16 protein-coding genes are annotated in these 19,085 nt (G+C 60.1%); 7 read left to right on the top strand and 9 right to left on the bottom strand.

Annotated features, from left to right (window positions below):
- From K2Y42_RS20835 to K2Y42_RS20820, 4 genes are all read left to right on the top strand, one after another.
- Positions 1-625, top strand: a 625-nt coding sequence (locus tag K2Y42_RS20835) for an efflux RND transporter permease subunit (protein ID WP_291156590.1), incomplete at its 5' end; no start/stop codon positions are given.
- A gap of 143 nt (positions 626-768) precedes the next feature.
- Positions 769-1,965 carry a TolC family protein gene (locus K2Y42_RS20830; RefSeq protein WP_291156588.1) on the top strand — a complete coding sequence of 399 codons (1,197 nt, stop codon included), beginning with the start codon at positions 769-771 and terminating at the stop codon, positions 1,963-1,965.
- Positions 1,966-1,994: 29 nt separating this feature from the next.
- A complete protein-coding gene (locus K2Y42_RS20825; protein ID WP_291156585.1) occupies positions 1,995-2,432 on the top strand; it encodes a DUF411 domain-containing protein in 438 nt (145 codons plus the stop codon).
- Positions 2,433-2,557: 125 nt separating this feature from the next.
- Entirely contained in the window at positions 2,558-2,890 is a 333-nt protein-coding gene (locus tag K2Y42_RS20820) for a DUF305 domain-containing protein (protein WP_291156583.1), read from the top strand.
- 68 nt (positions 2,891-2,958) lie between these two features.
- On the opposite strand, the gene K2Y42_RS20815 is transcribed toward K2Y42_RS20820, so the two are convergent.
- The 7 genes from K2Y42_RS20815 to K2Y42_RS20785 all read right to left on the bottom strand — a co-directional run bounded on the left by K2Y42_RS20815 (position 2,959) and on the right by K2Y42_RS20785 (position 10,833).
- The gene (locus tag K2Y42_RS20815) at positions 2,959-3,726 is read right to left on the bottom strand and encodes a formyl transferase (RefSeq protein WP_291156580.1); all 768 of its coding nucleotides are present in this window, start codon (positions 3,724-3,726) and stop codon (positions 2,959-2,961) included.
- On the bottom strand, positions 3,723-4,115 hold the full coding sequence (locus tag K2Y42_RS20810; RefSeq protein ID WP_291156577.1) for a hypothetical protein: 393 nt from the start codon (positions 4,113-4,115) through the stop codon (positions 3,723-3,725). Before K2Y42_RS20810 ends, K2Y42_RS20815 begins: the two co-directional genes overlap by 4 nt.
- Positions 4,116-4,132: 17 nt before the next feature.
- Positions 4,133-7,255 carry an efflux RND transporter permease subunit gene (locus K2Y42_RS20805; protein ID WP_291156574.1) on the bottom strand — a complete coding sequence of 1,041 codons (3,123 nt, stop codon included), beginning with the start codon at positions 7,253-7,255 and terminating at the stop codon, positions 4,133-4,135.
- 10 nt (positions 7,256-7,265) lie between these two features.
- Positions 7,266-9,014: an HlyD family efflux transporter periplasmic adaptor subunit gene (locus K2Y42_RS20800; RefSeq protein ID WP_291156572.1), complete on the bottom strand. Its 1,749-nt coding sequence runs from the start codon at positions 9,012-9,014 to the stop codon at positions 7,266-7,268.
- Between the two features lie 29 nt (positions 9,015-9,043).
- The gene (locus K2Y42_RS20795) at positions 9,044-9,403 is read right to left on the bottom strand and encodes a DUF305 domain-containing protein (RefSeq protein ID WP_291156597.1); all 360 of its coding nucleotides are present in this window, start codon (positions 9,401-9,403) and stop codon (positions 9,044-9,046) included.
- A gap of 624 nt (positions 9,404-10,027) precedes the next feature.
- Positions 10,028-10,489, bottom strand: coding sequence for a hypothetical protein (locus K2Y42_RS20790; protein WP_291156569.1), 462 nt, complete (start codon positions 10,487-10,489; stop codon positions 10,028-10,030).
- Positions 10,490-10,557: 68 nt separating this feature from the next.
- Positions 10,558-10,833, bottom strand: coding sequence for a metal-sensitive transcriptional regulator (locus K2Y42_RS20785; RefSeq protein WP_291156566.1), 276 nt, complete (start codon positions 10,831-10,833; stop codon positions 10,558-10,560).
- 74 nt (positions 10,834-10,907) lie between these two features.
- On the opposite strand from K2Y42_RS20785, the gene K2Y42_RS20780 reads away from it, so the two are divergent.
- The gene (locus K2Y42_RS20780; protein WP_291156595.1) at positions 10,908-13,289 is read left to right on the top strand and encodes a heavy metal translocating P-type ATPase; all 2,382 of its coding nucleotides are present in this window, start codon (positions 10,908-10,910) and stop codon (positions 13,287-13,289) included.
- A gap of 48 nt (positions 13,290-13,337) precedes the next feature.
- Here K2Y42_RS20780 and K2Y42_RS20775 read toward each other — a convergent pair whose 3' ends face one another.
- Both K2Y42_RS20775 and K2Y42_RS20770 read right to left on the bottom strand, forming a co-directional pair.
- On the bottom strand, positions 13,338-14,687 hold the full coding sequence (locus K2Y42_RS20775) for an acyltransferase (protein WP_291156563.1): 1,350 nt from the start codon (positions 14,685-14,687) through the stop codon (positions 13,338-13,340).
- A gap of 166 nt (positions 14,688-14,853) precedes the next feature.
- Complete coding sequence (locus K2Y42_RS20770) at positions 14,854-15,516, bottom strand: tetratricopeptide repeat protein (protein WP_291156560.1); 663 nt, start codon at positions 15,514-15,516, stop codon at positions 14,854-14,856.
- A 674-nt stretch (positions 15,517-16,190) separates the two neighbouring features.
- On the opposite strand from K2Y42_RS20770, the gene K2Y42_RS20765 reads away from it, so the two are divergent.
- Positions 16,191-17,639, top strand: a complete 1,449-nt coding sequence (locus K2Y42_RS20765; RefSeq protein ID WP_291156558.1) for a TolC family protein — start codon at positions 16,191-16,193, stop codon at positions 17,637-17,639.
- Positions 17,640-17,662: 23 nt separating this feature from the next.
- Positions 17,663-19,078 (top strand): copper oxidase, encoded by a 1,416-nt coding sequence (locus K2Y42_RS20760; protein ID WP_291156556.1) that lies wholly within the window; start codon positions 17,663-17,665, stop codon positions 19,076-19,078.
- Positions 19,079-19,085 lie beyond the last annotated feature (7 nt).

The following is a 19,085-nucleotide window of genomic DNA, read 5'->3' as shown; positions in this document are numbered from 1 at the left end:
CTACCGTGCGGTGTGGAGCGGTCAGTTCGAATACTACGAGCGCGCCAAGGCGCGGCTTATGATCGTCGTGCCGCTGACGCTCGTGATTATCCTCCTGCTGCTCTACCTTAATTTTCAGCGCGTGACCGAGACGCTGATCGTCATGCTCTCGCTGCCGTTCGCCCTTGTTGGCGGCCTCTGGCTGATGTGGTGGCTCAATTTCAATCTGAGCGTCGCGGTGGCGGTCGGCTTCATTGCACTGGCCGGAGTCGCCGCCGAAACCGGCGTGATTATGCTGATTTATCTGGACCACGCCTGGCAGCATAAACGCGACCAAGCCGTCTTATCGGGCCGAGCGTTGACACGCTCCGATCTCTACGACGCCATCATGGAGGGCGCGGTCGAGCGCGTGCGGCCCAAGATGATGACCGTGATCGCCATCATGGCCGGCCTCTTGCCGATTCTGTGGAGCCACGGCACCGGCTCCGAGGTTATGCAGCGCATCGCCGTGCCCATGATCGGCGGCATGGTGTCCTCGACCGTGCTCACCCTCTTGGTCATTCCGGCCATCTACGCCCTGGTCAAGGGCTACCGCCTGCCCAGGACGGCCACCCCTGAGGTCGCGCAAGCTGAGGGCGTAGCATGATGAGGCGTTGGGTAAGACGTGAGCGCCGGCGACACCCAATCAGGGTTGCCTATGATTGGGCACTGATTCGTTTTTCTTGGGTCGCCGCTGCGGAAGGGATGCAGGTTGGTCGCTTCGAACAGTCGAAGATGGGGGATAGTGGCATGCGCATCGCGATGCTTCTGATGACGGCGGCGGTGACGTTCGGACTCGCCTCGGCGGCACAAGCCTCCGAATTGAGGGCGGCCTTCGAGGCGGCTTGCCTGCGCACCCCAGAAATCCCGGCCCTCGTTGCCCGTAGAGCCGAAATCGATGCCCGCACACGTGCTGCTGATGCTCTGTTGCCCGGCGGTCCCTGGGCCACCGTCATGCACCGCACCGATGCACTGACCCACGACCGCGGCACGCGTGAGTACGAAGCGGAATTCGGTATCCCGATCTGGCTGCGCGGTGAGCGGGGTGCGAGCCTGGCGGCAGCCCTGACCGAAGGCGAGCGGCTGGAAGCTGAGATCCGAGCTAGAAGGCTCGAGGTCGCAAAGCGCGTACGGGAGACCTACTGGATGGTCGCGGAAGCCCGAGAGAGGGTCGCAGTCGCCGAACGCCGGCGGTCGACGGCCGCAACTCTTGCCAAGAGTTTGCGCGAGCAGGCCGGGGCCGGTCAGGTCGAGTTGGTGGAGACCAAGCTCGCCGACGCGGACGCGCGCGATGCCGAAGTCTCTCTGGACGGAATACGCAGCGAGCTCAATCAGGCGCGGATCGCGTTCGGCGTGCTGACCGGCTTCGAGGCACCCGCGGGCTTTGGAGAGAGCGAGAGGAGCGGTGCGACCCCAGCCAATCACCCACGCATCGTCCTACGCCGCGCCGCCACCGAGAAAGCGCTCGCGGACGAGCAGCTCACCTGGACCGTGGATCGCGAGCGCCCCGAGCTCAGTGCCTTTGCCAATAACAACACCGATACCTCGGCCGAGCCGAACGTCACCTCGCTGGGTGTCCGTTTCAAGATTCCCTTCTCCTATGACGCGGTCAATGAACCCAAACGGGCCGCGGCCGCCGCCGAGGTCGTCGTAGCCCAGGAGGAGCTTGCTCTTGCCGAGCGGGAGGTCGGGGGCGATGTCGCTCAAGCTCGCGCCAGGCTTGATGGGGCCCGAAAGCAGCTCTCCGGGCTCGAAGCCCGCCGTGCCGATCTCGCGGCTGTCTTGAAGCTGACCGAGGACGCGCAACAGACCGGTCAAACGACGTTCAACGACGTCATCCGCGCGCGGCTGCAGCTTTACGAGGCCGATCTGACGCGGGCTTCTGCCCGCGTCGCCGTCGAGCGCGGCCGGTCCGATGTCATCCAGACTCTGGGATTGGAGCCCTGAGTCCAACGTCAGTACAGGAGCGTAGCAACATGATCAGACAAACGCTTGCCTTCGCCTTCTTCGTCGTGCTCGCAACAAGCGCTGTTGCCGAGGACAAAATCCCGGCCACCCTTTTCAAGAACGCGGGATGCACATGTTGCGACAAGTATGCCGACTATCTCAACGCCAACGGGTTTAGCGTGACAGTTTATGCGCTTCCCAACATGACCGTGATCAAGCACAGGTTTGGCGTGCGCGACGATCTCGAGGGCTGCCATACTACGGTCATCGACGGCTACGCGATCGAAGGCCATGTGCCCGTCGGAGCGATCAAGCGCTTGCTTTCCGAAAAGCCGGCCATCAAGGGCATTTCGTTGCCGGGGATGCCGGAAGGTTCGCCCGGCATGAGCGGGGAGAAGGCAGCACCCTTCGAAATTCTCTCCATTACCGGCGGTGGAGAGCCCGCCCCGGTCTACGCAACTGAGTAATGCGCCTAAGCGTGATCTGTCTGGGCTAGGCATCCGGTACAAGTCCAATCGGTACAAGTCCACTGTTGGAACTTATGTCTCGCCCAAGAGTAGGTTGAGTAGCAACGTACTCAAAGGAACAAATCATGAAAAAAACAATTCTCGCCGCGGCTCTGCTTTCGTCCATCTCTTTGGCCTATGCAGCCGAAGATCATACCATGGGTCGGGATGCAAGCGGCGGATACGAACAGGCAATGCAGTCCATGAATAAAAAGATGGACGCCATGAAGCCAAGCGGCGATCCGGACGCTCACTTCGCGATGATGATGTCGATCCACCACCAGGCCGCGATCGAGATGGCGCAAACGTACGTCACGAGCGGGAAGGATCCTAAGCTCAAGGCAATGGCCGAAAAGATGATCGCCGACCAAAAACGCGAAATCAGCGAACTCAAGATGTGGTCAACTGAGAAAAATTGATGCGCCATCATTGAGTCTCTGCTGCGCGAGTTCCGGCAGTTTGGGCAACCGCTCACGCGATGATGTAGCTACCAGACGCCGCTGCGCAGACCATTGCGAACATACGTCCATATTGTTGGCGGAAAGTACAGCTGCGACGAAACGTCGGTTTCAGTGACCGTCTCATGGGCGGCCGCCCAGTTATCAATGGCATCCTCAAGCAGCGGCAGCGCCTCGGCGAGCTGTACCCATTGGTACGTCCATATGGTGTCTTGCTCCGAGAACCTGACCGTTCTCTGAGCAAGAACTTTTCCTGTATCGACGCCGTCATCGACCAGGTGAATAGTTACGCCTGCCCGGCTTCGATCCGCGGCGGCCAGCGCCCAGTAGGCAGGATGCTGGCCGCGATATTTGGGGGTTATGCCGGCGTGGTAGTTGATAAAGGGTGCCGCGACTTTTTCCATAAGTTTGGGTTTAATTAATCGAGTTCCGTAGACTGCGAGATTTGTAAGCAAAGCCTGGCAGTCGGGTCCGTTAACCGATGACACGTGCTGTACATTCAAATCGGGTCGCAACGTAGGCAACAATCCAGCGTCGGAAAGCACGCGTTGACGCCGTAGTTTGTGCTTTGACTCGCCGAGCTTGTAGACGACGCCGAACGCTGCCTGGCCGATCGCAGCCCCCCAGCCCAGAAACCGCGCTCGTCGACGCACGATATCCCATTTCCGTTCGGGCTCTTCTTGAATAACGGTCAAGTTTTTGAACCGCTCGGCAAGGCGGTTTGCGACACAATTGCCGAGCGGGCCTCCAGCGATCAGTAAAACGACGATAGGCGATTTCGCCGTTTGAGAGATCATGGGGTCTCGAACCGTGCCTGCAGGTTGTGCCCATCTGCCAGTGTGCCCGTCACGACAACCTTCGCACCCGGAGAAAGTGGTGTTGCTAACTTGCCGACCAGCTTGTTCGGTTCGGCGGGGGCCAAATCTATTTGCGCTGTCTTGCCCTGATCCTGGACGATGGCCTTCATTTTTGCGCCCGCCGACGCTATCGGCGCGTCTTTCTCACCTGTCAGATAAAAGGCCAGCTCTCCCGCTGAGGGTACAAACTCGACGTGATGACCCTCGACGTCGATGAGTGCGCCGCCATTCGGGCCTTTGGTCGCCTCATGGGCCGTTGCTCCAAGTGGAAGCGTTACAGCCAGCGCAGCGGCGAGAAGCCAGGGTGTCAGTTTCGATACTATTTTCATGAGTATTGTCCTTTGGGTTAGTAGGCTTCTACGATTTCTCCGCTCGCCACAGGCGGACGGCTTTCGGCGAGCCGCTTCACGGCGGGCGCACCAAATTTCAGGAACAGGATCGGGGTCAGTATGGTATCGAGCAGCGTTGCGCTGATGAGGCCGCCGAAAATCGTGACGGCGACCGGGTGCAGAATTTCCTTGCCCGGTGCGTCTGCTCCGTAGAGCAAAGGAACCAGCGCCATACCCGCCGATAGAGCGGTCATCAGGACCGGCGTCAGCCGCTCCAAACTCCCGCGCACGACAAGCTTCTCACCGAAGCTTTCGCTCTCATGCAGCACAAGATTGATGTAGTGACTTATTTTCAGAATACCGTTGCGCGCGCTGATGCCTGTCAGCGTGATGAAGCCGATCATCGAGGCGACGGATAGTGGCTGGTCCGCGATCCACAGGGCTAAGACGCTTCCTATAAAGGCGAGCGGCACGTTGCCCATAATGATGAGCGCGAGAACGGCTGAGCGATAGCGGCTGTAGAGGACGATGAAGATCGAGGCGAGCGAGATCAGCGACAGGCCCAGGATGAGCTGCGAGGCCTCTTCCTGCGCCTGGAACGTCCCCTCAAGACTTGTCGAATAGCCACTCGGCAATGGCGTGGCCGCGATGACCTCGCGGATGCGTGTGACAATCCCCGCCATGTCGGAGCCATCGGTATTGGCGAGCACGACAATCCGGCGGCGACCATTTTCACGCGCGATCTGGTTGGGCCCTTCGGTTTCCTCGACGGTAGCGATCCGGTTGAGGGGGACCCGGCCCCTAGGGGTCTCGATCAGAAGCTCGCTCAAGCCTGCCGTCGTGCGGTCGGCCTCGGACAGCCGCATTACCACATCGAAGCGCTTGGCCCCGTCGATGACGGTGGAGACGGTGCGGCCGTTGGAAAGGCTTTCAAGCGCTTCCGTGACGGCCGCAGGGGTGACGCCAAACAGAGCCGCCCGGTCTGGGTCGACGCGGATTTCAAGCTGCGGGATAAGAACCTGCTTTTCGGTCTGAAGATCGACCAGACCGTCGATACCGGACAGCTTCGAGCGCAACGTTTCCGCAAGACTGCGCAGCGTGTCGATGTCATCACCATAGATCTTGAGAGCGATTTCCGCCCGAACGCCGGAGAGGAGGTGGTCAAGCCTGTGCGAGATCGGCTGGCCGACATTGATGGTCGCCGGAAGCACGGTGAGTTTCGCGCGCACGTCGGAGAGGATGGCTTCGCGCGTGCGCTCCGATTTTTCCAGATCGACGTCGATTTCGCTCGAATGCACGCCTTCGGCATGCTCGTCGAGTTCGGCGCGGCCCGTCCGACGTCCTGCAGTTTTGACTTCCGGCACTTCAGTCAGGAGCTTTTCCGCAATCAGCCCGATCCGGTCGCTTTCTTCGAGCGAGATGCCCGGATTGAAGGTCATGCTAATCGTGAGCGTGCCCTCGTTGAACGAGGGCAGGAACGCGCGCGGCAGGGCGGAGGCCGCCGCACCGGCGATAAGAACCGCGACAGCGATGGTTGCAATGATCGCTTTTGCATGCCGGAAGGCCCAATGCAGCAGACGCTCGTTGCCGCGCTTCAGGACCCGCAACATCGCCCCGTCGTGATGGTCGAGCTGCTTGGCTCCGCCCAGAAAATAGGAGGCTAGGACGGGCGTAATTGTGATGGAGACCACCAAGCTCGCCAGGATCGAGACAATGTAGGCCACGCCGAGCGGGGCGAAGAGCCGTCCTTCGATGCCCGAGAGGGCAAAGAGCGGAATAAACACCAGCACAATGATGAAGGTCGCATAGACGATGCCGGAGCGAACCTCGATGCTGGCGTCGGCCACCACCTGGAGCAAGGGTCTTGGCTTGGCCTTGGCGCGGTTCTCCCGCAAGCGCCGGAAGATGTTCTCGACGTCGACGACCGCATCATCGACCAGCTCGCCGATGGCAATTGCAAGGCCGCCCAGCGTCATCGTGTTGATCGACAAGCCGAAGGCCTTGAAGATCAGAACCGTGATCAGAAGCGAGAGCGGAATCGCGGTCAGCGATATCAGGGTCGTCCGCACATTCAGCAAAAACAGGAACAGGATCACGGCCACAACGATGGCCGCTTCCATCAGCACGTTTTTGACATTGCCGACGGAGGTCGTGATGAAATCCGCCTGCCGGAATAAAATCTGATCGACTGTGACGCCATTGCTCAGGTTCTTGCCGATTTCAGCCAGTGCCGACTCGACCTCACCGGTCAGTTTGACGGTATCGGCGCCGGGCTGCTTCTGAACTGAGATAATGACGGCCGGTGCGCCGTTGAAGCCAGCATCGCCGCGCTTAACGCGCGCCGCGTAGGCGACTTCCGCCACCTGGCGCAGGAAAACGGGTTGATCCTGCTTCGTGGCCACAACCACACTGCGCAAGTCTTCAAGGTCGGTCGTGCGCCCGAGATTCCGGATCAGAAACTCGCGGTCGTGCTGATCGACGAACCCGCCGCCCGTGTTGGCGCCGAAGGCGCGGATCGCGCGCTCGATGTCTTCCACCGCGATGTCGAGGGACGCGAGGGCCGCTATGTTGGGCGTTACGCGAAACTGGCGAACCTGGCCGCCGATCGGGATGACCTGACTGATGCCGGAGATAGACAGCAAGCGCGGCCGGATGACGAAGTCCGCCGTCTCGCGCACGGTCATTGGATCAGCCTTATCGCCCCCCGTGACGGCAATCAGCATGATTTCGCCCATGATGGAGGACACGGGGCCCATCTGCGGGGCGATGCCGGATGGGAGCTGCGATGCAATACTTGCGAGCCGTTCGGCCACTTGCTGGCGGTTGCGGTAGATATCCGTGCCCCAATCGAACTCAGCGTACACGATGGAAAGGCCAATTCCTGCCACCGATCGCACGCGCGTCACGCCGGGAATGCCGTTCAAGGCCGTTTCGATCGGATAGCCGACGAGCTGCTCGACTTCCGGCGGCGCCAGCCCTTCCGCCTCGGTCATGATGGTGACGGTCGGTTTATTCAGGTCCGGGAACACATCAACTGGTAGCGTGCGCAATGCGAGAGTGCCCCAAACGACGAGCAAGGCCGCCGCCGCAAGTACGATCAGGCGGTTGTTGAGGCTGGTCTTGACGAGAAAATTGAACATCTTTGCCTCCTCACCGGACCTGATTGATGAGTTCGGCCCCGCGCTTCACTACGCGCGCGCCCGGATCAAGCCCGGCCGTGACGCCAACGCGCTCGGTATCGATCGGCGATGTTTTGACGACGCGCGCCTCAAATCGCTCCGCCTCCACATGCGCCCAGACAACGGACTGTCCGTTTGAACTGCGCACAACGCTCGAGCGGGGCAATGCAACGGCGGATACGGCCTCGTCAATTGCGACATGAACCGTGACGGATTCGCCCACGCTCAATGGCGCGCCTTCGCCCTTCAGCTTAAACCGTAGTGGCACGGCCTGCTGGCGGAGCGCCGGTGAACGCCCGGCAAAGGAGATCGATACTTTGCGCCCGTCTGCCGTCTGGGCGAGGGCGTCCTTGCCCGATTTCTCGATGCTCGCAGCGGTCGCGGCGTCAAACGCCAGGGCTTCGATCCAGAGATTGGCTGGGTCTACGATTTGAAACAGCAGGGATTGCGCTTCGACCACCTGACCCGCCGTGACGTTCGCTTGAGCGAGAATGCCATCAGCCGGAGCGCGCAATTCCTCGCGGTCCTTCAGAACCGGATTGATGGCGGCGCGCCGCTTGCGGATGATATCGAGCTCGATCTTCGTATCGACGATCTGGCTGGCGGGCACTGCGCGACCACTCAAAGGCTCGATCCGCTTGAGCTTGGCTTCCAGGAGCGCAATTTGCTTGTCGAGATCGCCTTGCGTTTGGGTAATGTCGCTTTGGTCAACGACCGCGACGGCAGGAACCAGATAACCCAGCACATCCCCCTTTTTCACTAAGGCACCTGTGACCGGGAAGCCGCCTTCCGGCGGTTCAATCCGGCCGGCGAGCAAGGACTGCACGACGCCGCTGCGATTGGGGTCTGGAATGACTTGGCCAATCAGGCGAACTGATTTTTGAATCGTTTCCGTTTTGGCGGTCTTGATTGTCGCAATGCCAAGCAGTCTCTGTGTGGGCTTCGGCACGAATACCGCGCCATCTTCCGTTCGCCGTGAGCTTTCGGGCAGGTCGAGAACGGCCTGAGCTGTGACACCTCCGTCACTAGCGCCCCCCACACCATTGGTCAGAACAACGGCGGCCATAGCGACAGTGCTGAGGCCGGACGCTGCGGCTACCACCAAAACGGCAGTGCGTATGGAACGCGGGCCTTTGAGCGCCAGCAGGGAGAGGAGCACTACAAATCCCAGGCTCCCGGCCAGCATCCAAAGCGGAATGTCGGGCAATTGCGTTCCGTGCGGGACGATGTGGTCCCACACGCTGTCATGGGACGCTTCAACTGGCGGCGGGGAAGGGATATCGAGGCGTCCAATCAAGAGGTCGGACTTGTCACCCGCTGAGATCGAGAAGGTAAGGTCGTAGTGACCGGGCGTGATCACCCATGGAGCTTTGAACTCATAGGCGCCCTTGGAGCCCGTTGCGGTGATCGTTTCATCGCCGCGCGTCATCTCGATCGAAGCCCCGGTCACGCCTTCGTTCGACCAGAACTCAGTCAGATAGACGATGAGCTTGCCGCCATCCCGCGCAGTTGGGATGCCGACCAGCTCGAAATCGTTGGAATGCGCATCGATGCGCGGCCCTGACGATGAAGCCACAGCGGGTTTTTCATCGCCGTGATCCTCGTCGCCATGAGCGAAAGCAAAGGTCGGAGCGAGCGATAGGGCTGCGATGAATAGTAACGCGGCCAATGCCTTTACGGCACTGCGTCCGCGTTCGATTGTGTTTATGTTTTTCATCATGACCGAATCCTCGCTCTCGCCTTGCTTTGTTATTTCTGACGCTTAGCGAGCCAGTCTTTCATCATGGCGATCTCGCTTTCCTGCGCCTTGATGATGTCCTCGGCGAGCTTCTGTGTAACGGGGTCATTGCCGTACTTCAGAAGCACATTGGCCATGTCGATCGCGCCTTGATGATGCGGGATCATGCCGTTCATGAAGTCGACATCGGCATCGCCGGTCATCTCCATGCTCATGTCCTTGTGCATCTTCGCGTTGACGGCTGCGAAGGCCGCTGCGGCTTCGCTTTTCGGGGCTTCTGCGGCTTTCATGTCGTGCATGCCATGCATGTCGTGTGAGCCACCGGCATCCGCCATCTTTTGCATACAGTTCATGTCGCCGCCTTTGCCCATAGTCTTGCAGCAGCCGTCTTCGGCGTTAGCTGCGGCAGGCGCAAACAGCAGGGCCGCTGCGAGGAGGAGTGTTCTAGTTTTCATCGTAATGTCCTTTCGGTGAGTAAGTTTGACTTTGATTTTTGCGTTTACGGGTGCCGCGCGCTTGTCGCGCACGCGCTCGGCTTTCGCTGTAGGCCCGTGCACAGCACAACGCTGTCTCGCCCGTTTACGGCGAGGTGGACGTGCGGAACGCTTTTGCTGAAATCCGTGCGCTTGAGGCACGGACCTTTGGCGCAAGTGCCGAAGCCGGTTTGCCGCGAAACCCCCTCACGCCAAGGCATGATGTGAGCGGAGGCTTGAGTGGCCGCCAGCATCAGACCTGAGGCGAGGATGGCGACGCGGTTCGCTCGCAACCGCGCAACAGCACAAATTTTGACGAGTCCCATGACTGAACTCCTTTCGTTTGACGGTTCAGCTCACCGTCCGACATGCGGGGCTATAAAGCCACGGGCGCGGATCGGAGAGGCTGGCGGTCAGTGACCGAGGTCACGGAGCCGCAAAATGTTAAATCGAGGAATGGGGGCGCCGGACCGCAGACGGCGGACCAAGCGGCGCACAAGCCCTGCCGCAGCAGAGCAGCAATCAGACCTTAGGCGGTCGATCGAGACCGATAACGACGTCGGGCAACACCCGGCCCAACCGCGCCAAATAATAGCGCATGTGGTTGCCGAGATTGTGTGTCCAATCGGATTGGCCGGGAAGCATGGAGGCACCGCAATGCCCGCTCGCTCCGCACGAAGATGCGCCCTGACAGCAGCAGGCGCCCGTCGCACAGATCGCCCCGTCCGGATGCGATCGCGCCGGCTTTGCCGCCTGATCAAGGTCAACGGGTGCATGCGTTTTGGTGGATGAAACTTTTAAAATCGCGGCGGATATCTGAGCCTCAGCTGGCGCCGTTACTGGTGCTCCACGGGTTGCGGCCACTACTGAGGTGGGTGACATCTGCGCGTGAGCGTGGCCGCCATGGGCAAAGGCGTTCGCCATGGTGCCGAACATAACGGCCACCACCACGATAAATCCCTTGATTGCCAGCCTTAGGCTCACGCCTCGTCCTCTCAGTTAATGTCACTTAATCAAGTACCAGAATACGCGTGTACACTCACTCTAATCGTTTATCTGTCCGAACGGGCCAAGACCTCCATCAGTTCAGCTACTTTTTTACGCTGCTCGGTGGCATTTCCGCTTGCGATGGCATGTTCGACGCAATGCCCGACATGATCCTTGAGAACGGCCTCCTCGACCTTCCTCAGGGCAGCACGAACCGCTGAGATCTGCGTTATGATGTCAATGCAGTAACGCTTCTCTTGAACCATGCGCGAAATGCCGCGCACTTGGCCCTCGATCTTTGTCAGCCGCTTGAGACACAGCTCGCTCGTCTCTCTTTCCATTCTTGACTTATACCCCTATGGGGTGTAGGTGTCAAGCGAATACCCCCCGGGGGTTCTATTGTAATGAGGTTGTTATGGCTAGTTCTTCTGATAAACGCTCCCAACAGAAATCATCCTGTTGCTCGCATGATCATGGCGGTCATCAAGACCACGCGCAGCCCGCGTCGTCGCCAAATGTCATCCGGGATCCTGTCTGCGGCATGACCGTTGATCCTCACACGGCGCAGCACCGCGCATTGCATGAGGGGCATCCGTTTTATTTCTGCTCGGCGGGCTGCAAGTCCAAGTTCGAAGCCAGCCCGGCCAAGTACCTTGGGGATCAAATCCCGCCGCCTGCTGTCGAGGGCGCTATCTATACATGCCCGATGCACCCCGAAGTGCGCCAGCCGGGTCCGGGCTTCTGCCCGATCTGCGGCATGGCTCTCGAACCGGAGACTGTCAGCGCGGATACGGCACCCAATCCTGAGCTGGCCGACATGACGCGACGGTTCTGGATCGGTCTTGCGCTGACCCTTCCGGTTTTCGCGCTCGAAATGGGAGGGCATTTGACCGGGCTGCATCAATGGATCGGCTCGTCGACATCCAACTGGCTACAGCTGTTTCTCGCCACACCGGTTGTGCTGTGGGCCGGTTGGCCGTTCTTCGAGCGCGGTTGGGCATCGCTCAAGACACGCAACCTCAATATGTTCACGCTGATCGCCATGGGAACCGGCGTCGCCTGGGTCTATAGCGTCATCGCAACCGCATTTCCTGACCTGTTCCCTGCCTCCATGCGGATGGGGGATGGCGCTGTACCAGTTTATTTCGAGGCCGCTGCCGTCATCACGGTTCTGGTGCTCCTCGGACAGGTATTGGAACTGAAGGCACGCGAGCAAACAAGCGGCGCTATCCGCGCACTCCTCGACCTCGCTCCGAAATCTGCGCGCCGCATTGCTGCTGACGGGTCGGAATCCGATGTCGGCCTTGATGTCGTTCAGGTCGGAGATCACCTCCGCGTGCGTCCGGGTGAGCGCGTGCCGGTCGATGGTGAAATTTTGGAGGGGCGCAGCGCCATCGATGAGTCGATGGTGACCGGCGAGTCCATGCCGCTCACGAAAACCGCAGGCGATAAGGTCATTGGCGGCACGATGAACCAGTCAGGCGCTTTCATCATGCGCGCCGACAAGGTTGGCCGCGAAACCATGCTCGCTCAGATCGTGCAAATGGTGGCGCAAGCACAGCGAAGCCGCGCTCCTATTCAAAAGCTCGCCGATCAAGTCTCCGGGTGGTTTGTCCCGGCCGTCATCGCCATTGCGCTGCTGGCGTTCGCCGCCTGGGGCCTATTTGGACCCGAGCCGCGCTTCACTTACGGCCTGATCGCCGCCGTCTCGGTGCTCATCATCGCCTGCCCCTGCGCGCTTGGCCTCGCAACGCCCATGTCGATCATGGTCGGCGTCGGACGCGGCGCTCAGTCGGGCGTTCTGATCAAAAACGCCGAGGCCATCGAACGCATGGAGAAAGTCGACACGCTCGTCATCGACAAGACCGGCACGCTAACAGAAGGCAGGCCGAGCGTGGTCGCCATTCGCACAACGTCCGGCATCGAGGAGAACCAACTTCTGCGCCTGGCTGCCAGTCTCGAAATTGCCAGTGAGCACCCGCTTGCCGCAGCCATCGTCCGATCCGCAAAGGAGCGAGGACTGGAACTCTCCGCTGTTTCGGAATTCGACTCTCCGGTCGGCAAGGGGGTCACTGGCCTCGTGGATGGCAAACGCATCGTCATCGGCAATGTCCGCATCATGGAACAGGCAAAGATCGAAACGCGAGAGCTTGACGATGCGGCTGACGAACTCCGCAGGGATGGTGCCACAGCCATCTTTGTCGCTATCGATGGGAAAGCCGTTGGCATTCTGGCCATCGCCGATCCCGTGAAGGCAACGACGCCGGAAGCCGTCTCAGCGCTCAAAGATGCCGGCATCCGCGTCATCATGCTGACAGGGGATAACGCGACGACGGCGAAGGCCGTTGCCGAGAAGCTCGGTATCGCCGATGTGGAAGCGGAAGTCCTGCCCGAAGACAAGGGCAAGATCGTCGAACGTCTGCGCCGAGAGGGGCGCGTAGTCGCCATGGCGGGCGATGGCATCAATGACGCTCCCGCTCTGGCGGCCGCCGATGTCGGCATTGCCATGGGCACGGGAACAGATGTTGCTATGGAAAGCGCGGGCGTGACCCTCCTCAAGGGCGATCTCAATGGCATCGTGCGCGCGCGGCATCTCTCGGCCGCGACCATGGCGAACATCCGCCAGAACCTTTTCTTCGCCTTCGTCTATAACGCTGCCGGCGTTCCGGTTGCCGCGGGCGTTCTCTATCCGGCATTCGGCATTCTGCTGTCTCCTATCATTGCCGCAGCAGCCATGGCGCTGTCTTCTGTCAGCGTCGTGGCAAACGCACTGCGGCTTCGGAACAGCCGCGTCTAAAGTTGTCCGTCTTTGAGCACGTGAATTCCGGTTCCCGGTCCCCGCGTGTTATGTTTGCTTTACGTTTGCTGCGGTCGGAAGTGCCGGCCACCCCACGCGCGCCCTCGCCCATGCGCCAGACGGTCGCGGTCGCGCCAGCTTATGCCCAAGACGCTGGGCCGGCTTCTCGACCAAATGCCATGAAGCGGCAGCAAGGGGGACCAGAATGAGGAGCGTAAGGGCGGCTATCTGGACCGGCATAGCATTGGGCATAAGCTGCACCAGCGCCTGGGACACCGGCCATCCATAGAGATAAATTCCGTACGACAAATCATGCTTTAGTGTGACCCTGGCCAAGGATGGGCACCGCAGGTTCGCGAGCCAGAACACCACGCTGGCCTCAAACCAGACCATGACTGGCACCATGAGCGGCGTCGACCAGAATGCGAGCAGCGCGACCAAGCTTATGACCACGAGCCAAAGCTTTCCCGTGTAGTGTCGGGCGAAAAACGCCGCAGAGCCTAACGCGAAACAAAGTCCGAAGCGGCGGATCACGTCGGGCCCGGTCTTCGCTTCGATCAGGCCAGGAAGCAAATAAGACGCGGCGAACACAAATATCGCCAGCCACAGCCAGGCTTGGCTCCGAAATCCGGTTCGCAGCATACCCGCAGCGAATGCAAGCCCCAGACCGGCATAGCAAAGCACCTCATACTTGAGCGTCCAGACCGAATTATTGACCTGGCCGGCTAGCGGATTGCTGGTGAAAACACCGGGCAGTTCCGCCCGTCCCGTTATTAGCAGGGTGGTCTCTGCGAGGTATTTCAGAATGCCCGTGTCGGCAAAATAGCTTGATAACGGGCAAACCGTTATCAACGGTCCCAGCACCGCCACCGTGAAAATCGCGCACACGATGAGCCCCGGGAAAATCCGCATCACCCGCGCGACAGCGAACCGCGTCAGGTCCGACGTCCGCATGAGACTTGCCGTCACCAGGAAGCCACTCAAGATGAAGAAGACATGCACCGCGTGCTGGCCAAGCGTATAGCCGGTGGTCTGTTGCACATAGTCCCAGGACAGGTGGCCGACCGTGATCTCGACAGCATGGCTCACAGCCACGGCCAGAGCCGCAGCCAGTCGTACCGCGCCGAAGCTGTTGTCTTCCGGGATGAGGCTTCCGGCTTGCCGGTTCTCGTTCATGGGTTCGGCCTTTACATTTTTGGCCGAAGGTCGCACGGGAGCCTTCCAAAATGATTGAGGAAGACCGAGGCCGCCGTCAAACAGTGTCCGATGGTAAAAAAAGGACAAATCAAAGGGGGACCTGCCGCTTGGCGGCGAGTCGGTATCGCGTGCGATGGTTGTGACCCGGTCGTTCATCAAGGGCACGAGGCCCAGACATTTGCTTTCCGTTCCTTTGGCCATCGAAAATGCCGATACAGCCGGTGCTCGAGGCCAGACACATAATTTTGAACATCTCGGCGTGCTGGCGCAGCAATCGAACGCGAAACGCCGCTTCGGCAGCAATTTCGTCAACGATTAGGCGGTTGACCGCTCGTGCACTCCCCGATCACCTTGAGTGCAATGCCGGTTATTTTGCGTTGGTCTTCTTGACTGGCCCCAACCTCAGGGCGGTGTCTCGGTCCTGCAATGCCTTCGCCATATCCCCGAGGGATGCGTAGGCAGCGGCTCTCATGCGATAGGCATCGCCATCGTTGGGGTCGCGCTCGATCACGCGCGTAAAGTCTGCGATTGCTTCCCGGTATTCTTTCCGCTTTCCGCGAAGGAAGCCGCGATTGAAGAGCACGTAGGTGTTGTCTGGCTCCCGGGCAAAGGCAGCATTGTAATCAGCGAGCGCCTCATCGAGGCGGCCAAGCGCTGAGAGGGCGCTGCCGCGGTTGACCATCGCCATGACATGATCCGGGCTGCGGCGTAGGGCTTGAGAGTAGTCCTCTACAGCGCGCTCGAATTGCCGCTGCCGGAAATGAACATTGCCGCGGTTGTAATACGGTAACGATGCGGCCGGCTGCACCTCGATGGCCGTGCTTAACTCCTCGATGGCTTTGTCGAGGCGTCCCGTTTGATAGAAGCGTAAGCCACGATCGTTGTGAAAGGCGGAATGAGCATCGCGATCCGCGAAGTCACCATGCCAGGGTTCGACGGCTGGCATATCGGTTTCCACTCCAGCACACGGTGTATCCAGGGTATTGATGGAGAGTAGCAAAACAATGGTGATCGCTGTTCTACTGGTCATGGAAGGCTATCCACGATGACCGTCTGCGGGCGGGGGCTGCGTCCGGTGATTGGCTTAAGGCCGCTTGGAACGCCGCCGTCAGGGCTCGATCCTATCACGATCTTCAGCGATGCAATTCGCCTGAGTGCCACTGAAATATTTTGTAATAAACGCGAAACACCGCGAATCGTCTTCGCCGATTAGAGTGCGGTCCAAGCTTGTTTTTTCTAACGGCATGGCGACCGCATGCAGAGCTAGGACCTCCTCATGATCAGACTGTGGATTGCCTTTTTCGCGCTGCTGAGCCTCACAGGCTGGGGTGAACGGGAACCAGCGTGGCCGCAGGTCGGTCCTATGCCTGATGAGCCCGTTGCTGTTCCGGCCCAACCCTATCGATCGATTGCGGCGGGTATCAAAAGCTATCGGCCTGTTGAACCGCGGCCTTGGGGTCAGATCAATCGCCAGGTGGCGCCACCGGGCGCACTACCGCCCGACCAGCAGCAGCCGAAAACGACGCCCGATCCTTCGCCAGCCCCGGCTCAGCCGGAAGCGATGGAGCCCATGCCAGGCATGCAACACTGAAGAAGCTGATTCGTTGACGACGTGGGCCTTCGGGGGAAGGCGTCGCGATATTACGGACCACCGGGGGATCGCTCATGGGTTGGGGCAGGCATCGTGGCGTTTGGAAGAGACTGATGATGGGGTTGGCTTCAAGTTCGATCGTAGTGTCGGGAGGCTGCGCGCAGTTCTCGCCTGATGGCGGCATGAGCCTTGTGAGCGACCTTTCGACCGCGGCGATTGGTCAACCCGCCGCGAAAATTCACGATGAGCATGACGCCGCTGCGGCGGAGGCGCGCGTGGCCGAGCTTCTCTCGCGCACGATGACGCCCGATGCGGCCGTACAAATCGCGCTTGTGAACAACCGCGGACTGCAAGCCGCCTACAACGAACTCGGCGTGTCGGAAGCGATGATGGTTGAGGCGAGCCTGCCGCCCTCGCCAACCGTCACTTTGTCGCGCCTCATCCAGCCCTCGTCGATCGAGATTGAGGCGCAGATCCTGCAGAATGTGTTGGGTCTTCTGACCCTGCCACGCCGGCGCGAGATAGCAGAAGATCGCTTCCTTCAGGCACAAAAACGCGCGGTCGATGAGACACTCAAAATTGCGGCCGATGCGCGCCGCGGCTACTATCGGGCAGTGGCGGCAAACGAGCAGGTCGTCCTCTTGCGACAGGCTGTAACGTCGGCCGAAACCGTGTCTGATTTCGCCAAGAAGCTTGGCGAGACAGGCGGCATGGCAAAGCTGGATCAAGCACGCGAGCACGCTTTCACGGCTGAGGTTGGCGGCCAATTGGCCCAGGCGCGCCTGACACAGCGTCTGGAACGGGAGCGGCTCAATCAGAGCCTTGGTCTGTGGGGGGTTCAGCTCAAATATAATCTGCCGGATAAACTGCCCGCCCTTCCCGCGAAACCGAAATTTGAAGACGACATTGAAACCGAGGCTGTGGTTTCCCGCATCGATCTAGAAATCGCACGTATGGAGATCGCTATCCTGGCCAAGGAATTCGGCCTCACGCGCGCAACTCGATTCATCGATGTGCTGGAGGTTCGGGGCATTCGTCGTATCGAAAAGAACAAGGTTACGGACATCGACTACGCGCTCGGACCGGGCCCGACGCTGGTTCGCACAGAAACGCAGCGGACCGAGAAAGTTCGCTGGCGCGGCTTCGATGTCGATTTCCAGATTCCAATCTACGACTTCGGCGAAGTGCGGACGCGACGTGCCGAAGAAACCTATATGGGCGCCGTCAACCGTTTGATCGAAAAAGCAGTGAATGTGCGGTCCGAGGCAAGGCAGGCCTATCAGGCTTATCGCGGGACGTATGATGTGGTTCGTCACTACGAGCGGGAGATCCTGCCGCTTCGCCAGATTATTACCGAGCAAACCCTGCTGAATTACAATGGGATGCTTGTCGATGTCTTCCAGTTGCTCGCGGACGCCCGGGCCCGGATCGACACGAATGTGCAGGCTGCGACCGCGCGGCGCGATTTCTGGCTGGCCAAAGTCGATTTGCACACCGCCGTGCTCGGAGGACGCGAGAGCGGTGTTGCACCAACAGCGGTGGCCGCTGGTTCGGGCGGATAACGGCATCGCGAAAGGAGTTCAAGATGACGGTATCTCGTAGAGACATGATGGCCGCGACGGGCGGGCTTGCGCTGCTGGGTGCGGCCAAGCTCACCGGGCGGTCGGCCCATGCTGCCGTGCCAGAAGCGCAGTTTCAAGGGTCGCCGGCCACTCAGGCTCCGGTAGCTCCAGCGAGCGGACCGGACTATCAGCCGGTCGTAACGCTGAACGGCTGGACACTCCCACCGCGGATCAATGGCGAATGGAAAGAATTCCATCTGGTCGCTGAGCCGGTCGTGCGCGAGATGGCGCCCGGAATGAAAGCGCACCTGTGGGGCTACAACGGTCAGTCCCCCGGCCCGACGATCGAGGTGGTGGAGGGCGACAAGGTGCGGATTTTTGTTACCAACAAACTCCCCGAGCACACGACCATTCATTGGCACGGGCAGATCCTGCCGAGCGGCATGGATGGCGTTGGCGGATTGAGCCAACCCCACATCAAGCCGGGCGAGACATACGTGTACGAATGGCAGATCGCGAAGTCCGGTACATTCATGTATCACCCACACGCCGATGAGATGGTCCAGATGGCCATGGGCATGATGGGGTTCTTTGTCGTCCATCCCAAAGACCCGAAGTTCATGCGTGTCGACCGTGATTTTGTGTTCCTGCTGAACGCCTATGATATCGATCCGGGTTCTTATGTCCCGCGCGTTGCGGAAATGCTGAACTTCAATCTGTGGAGCTGGAACAGCCGCGTATTCCCTGGGATCGACCCGCTTGTCGTACGCAAGGGCGATCGCGTGCGCGTCCGCTTCGGGAATCTCACGATGACGAACCATCCCATCCACATGCACGGCTATCATTTCGAGGTCACCTGCACGGACGGCGGCTGGGTGCGTCCCGAAGCCCGGTGGCCTGAGGTGACAATCGATTGCGCCGTTGGACAAATGCGCGCCTACGAATTCGACGCGATCTACGAGGGCGACTGGGCGATCCACTGCCACAAGGCGCACCACACGATGAACGCTATGGGGCATGAGTTGCGAAATTTCATCGGCGTCGATCAATCCGAGCTTAAGAAGCGTATGTCCCAGATGGTCAAAGGCTATATGCCGATGGGGGGCGCCGGCATGGCGGACATGGGCGAGATGGAGATGCCGCTTCCGGACAATACGTTGCCCATGATGACGGGGTTCGCTCAATTCGGCCCGGTCGAGATGGGCGGCATGTTTTCGGTCGTCAAAGTACGCGAGGGGCTTGACCGCAACGACTACAAGGACCCCGGCTGGTACAAGAATCCGGAAGGTACCGTCGCCTTCAAGTGGACGGGCGATCCGTCAAAACTTTCCAATCCCGTTCGCGGTCCGGCAGAACCAGCGGCGACGACCGAACCTGGCGCGCCCGCCTCGGAAATCGAATTGAAGGCTGTCAAGCCGGGCGGGCATTCTGGTCACTAAGTGCAAT

This window comes from Hyphomicrobium sp., from assembly GCF_019744875.1.
In the GTDB taxonomy this organism is placed as follows: Bacteria; Pseudomonadota; Alphaproteobacteria; order Rhizobiales; family Hyphomicrobiaceae; genus Hyphomicrobium_C.
This window is presented reverse-complemented; position numbering and strand designations above follow the sequence as displayed.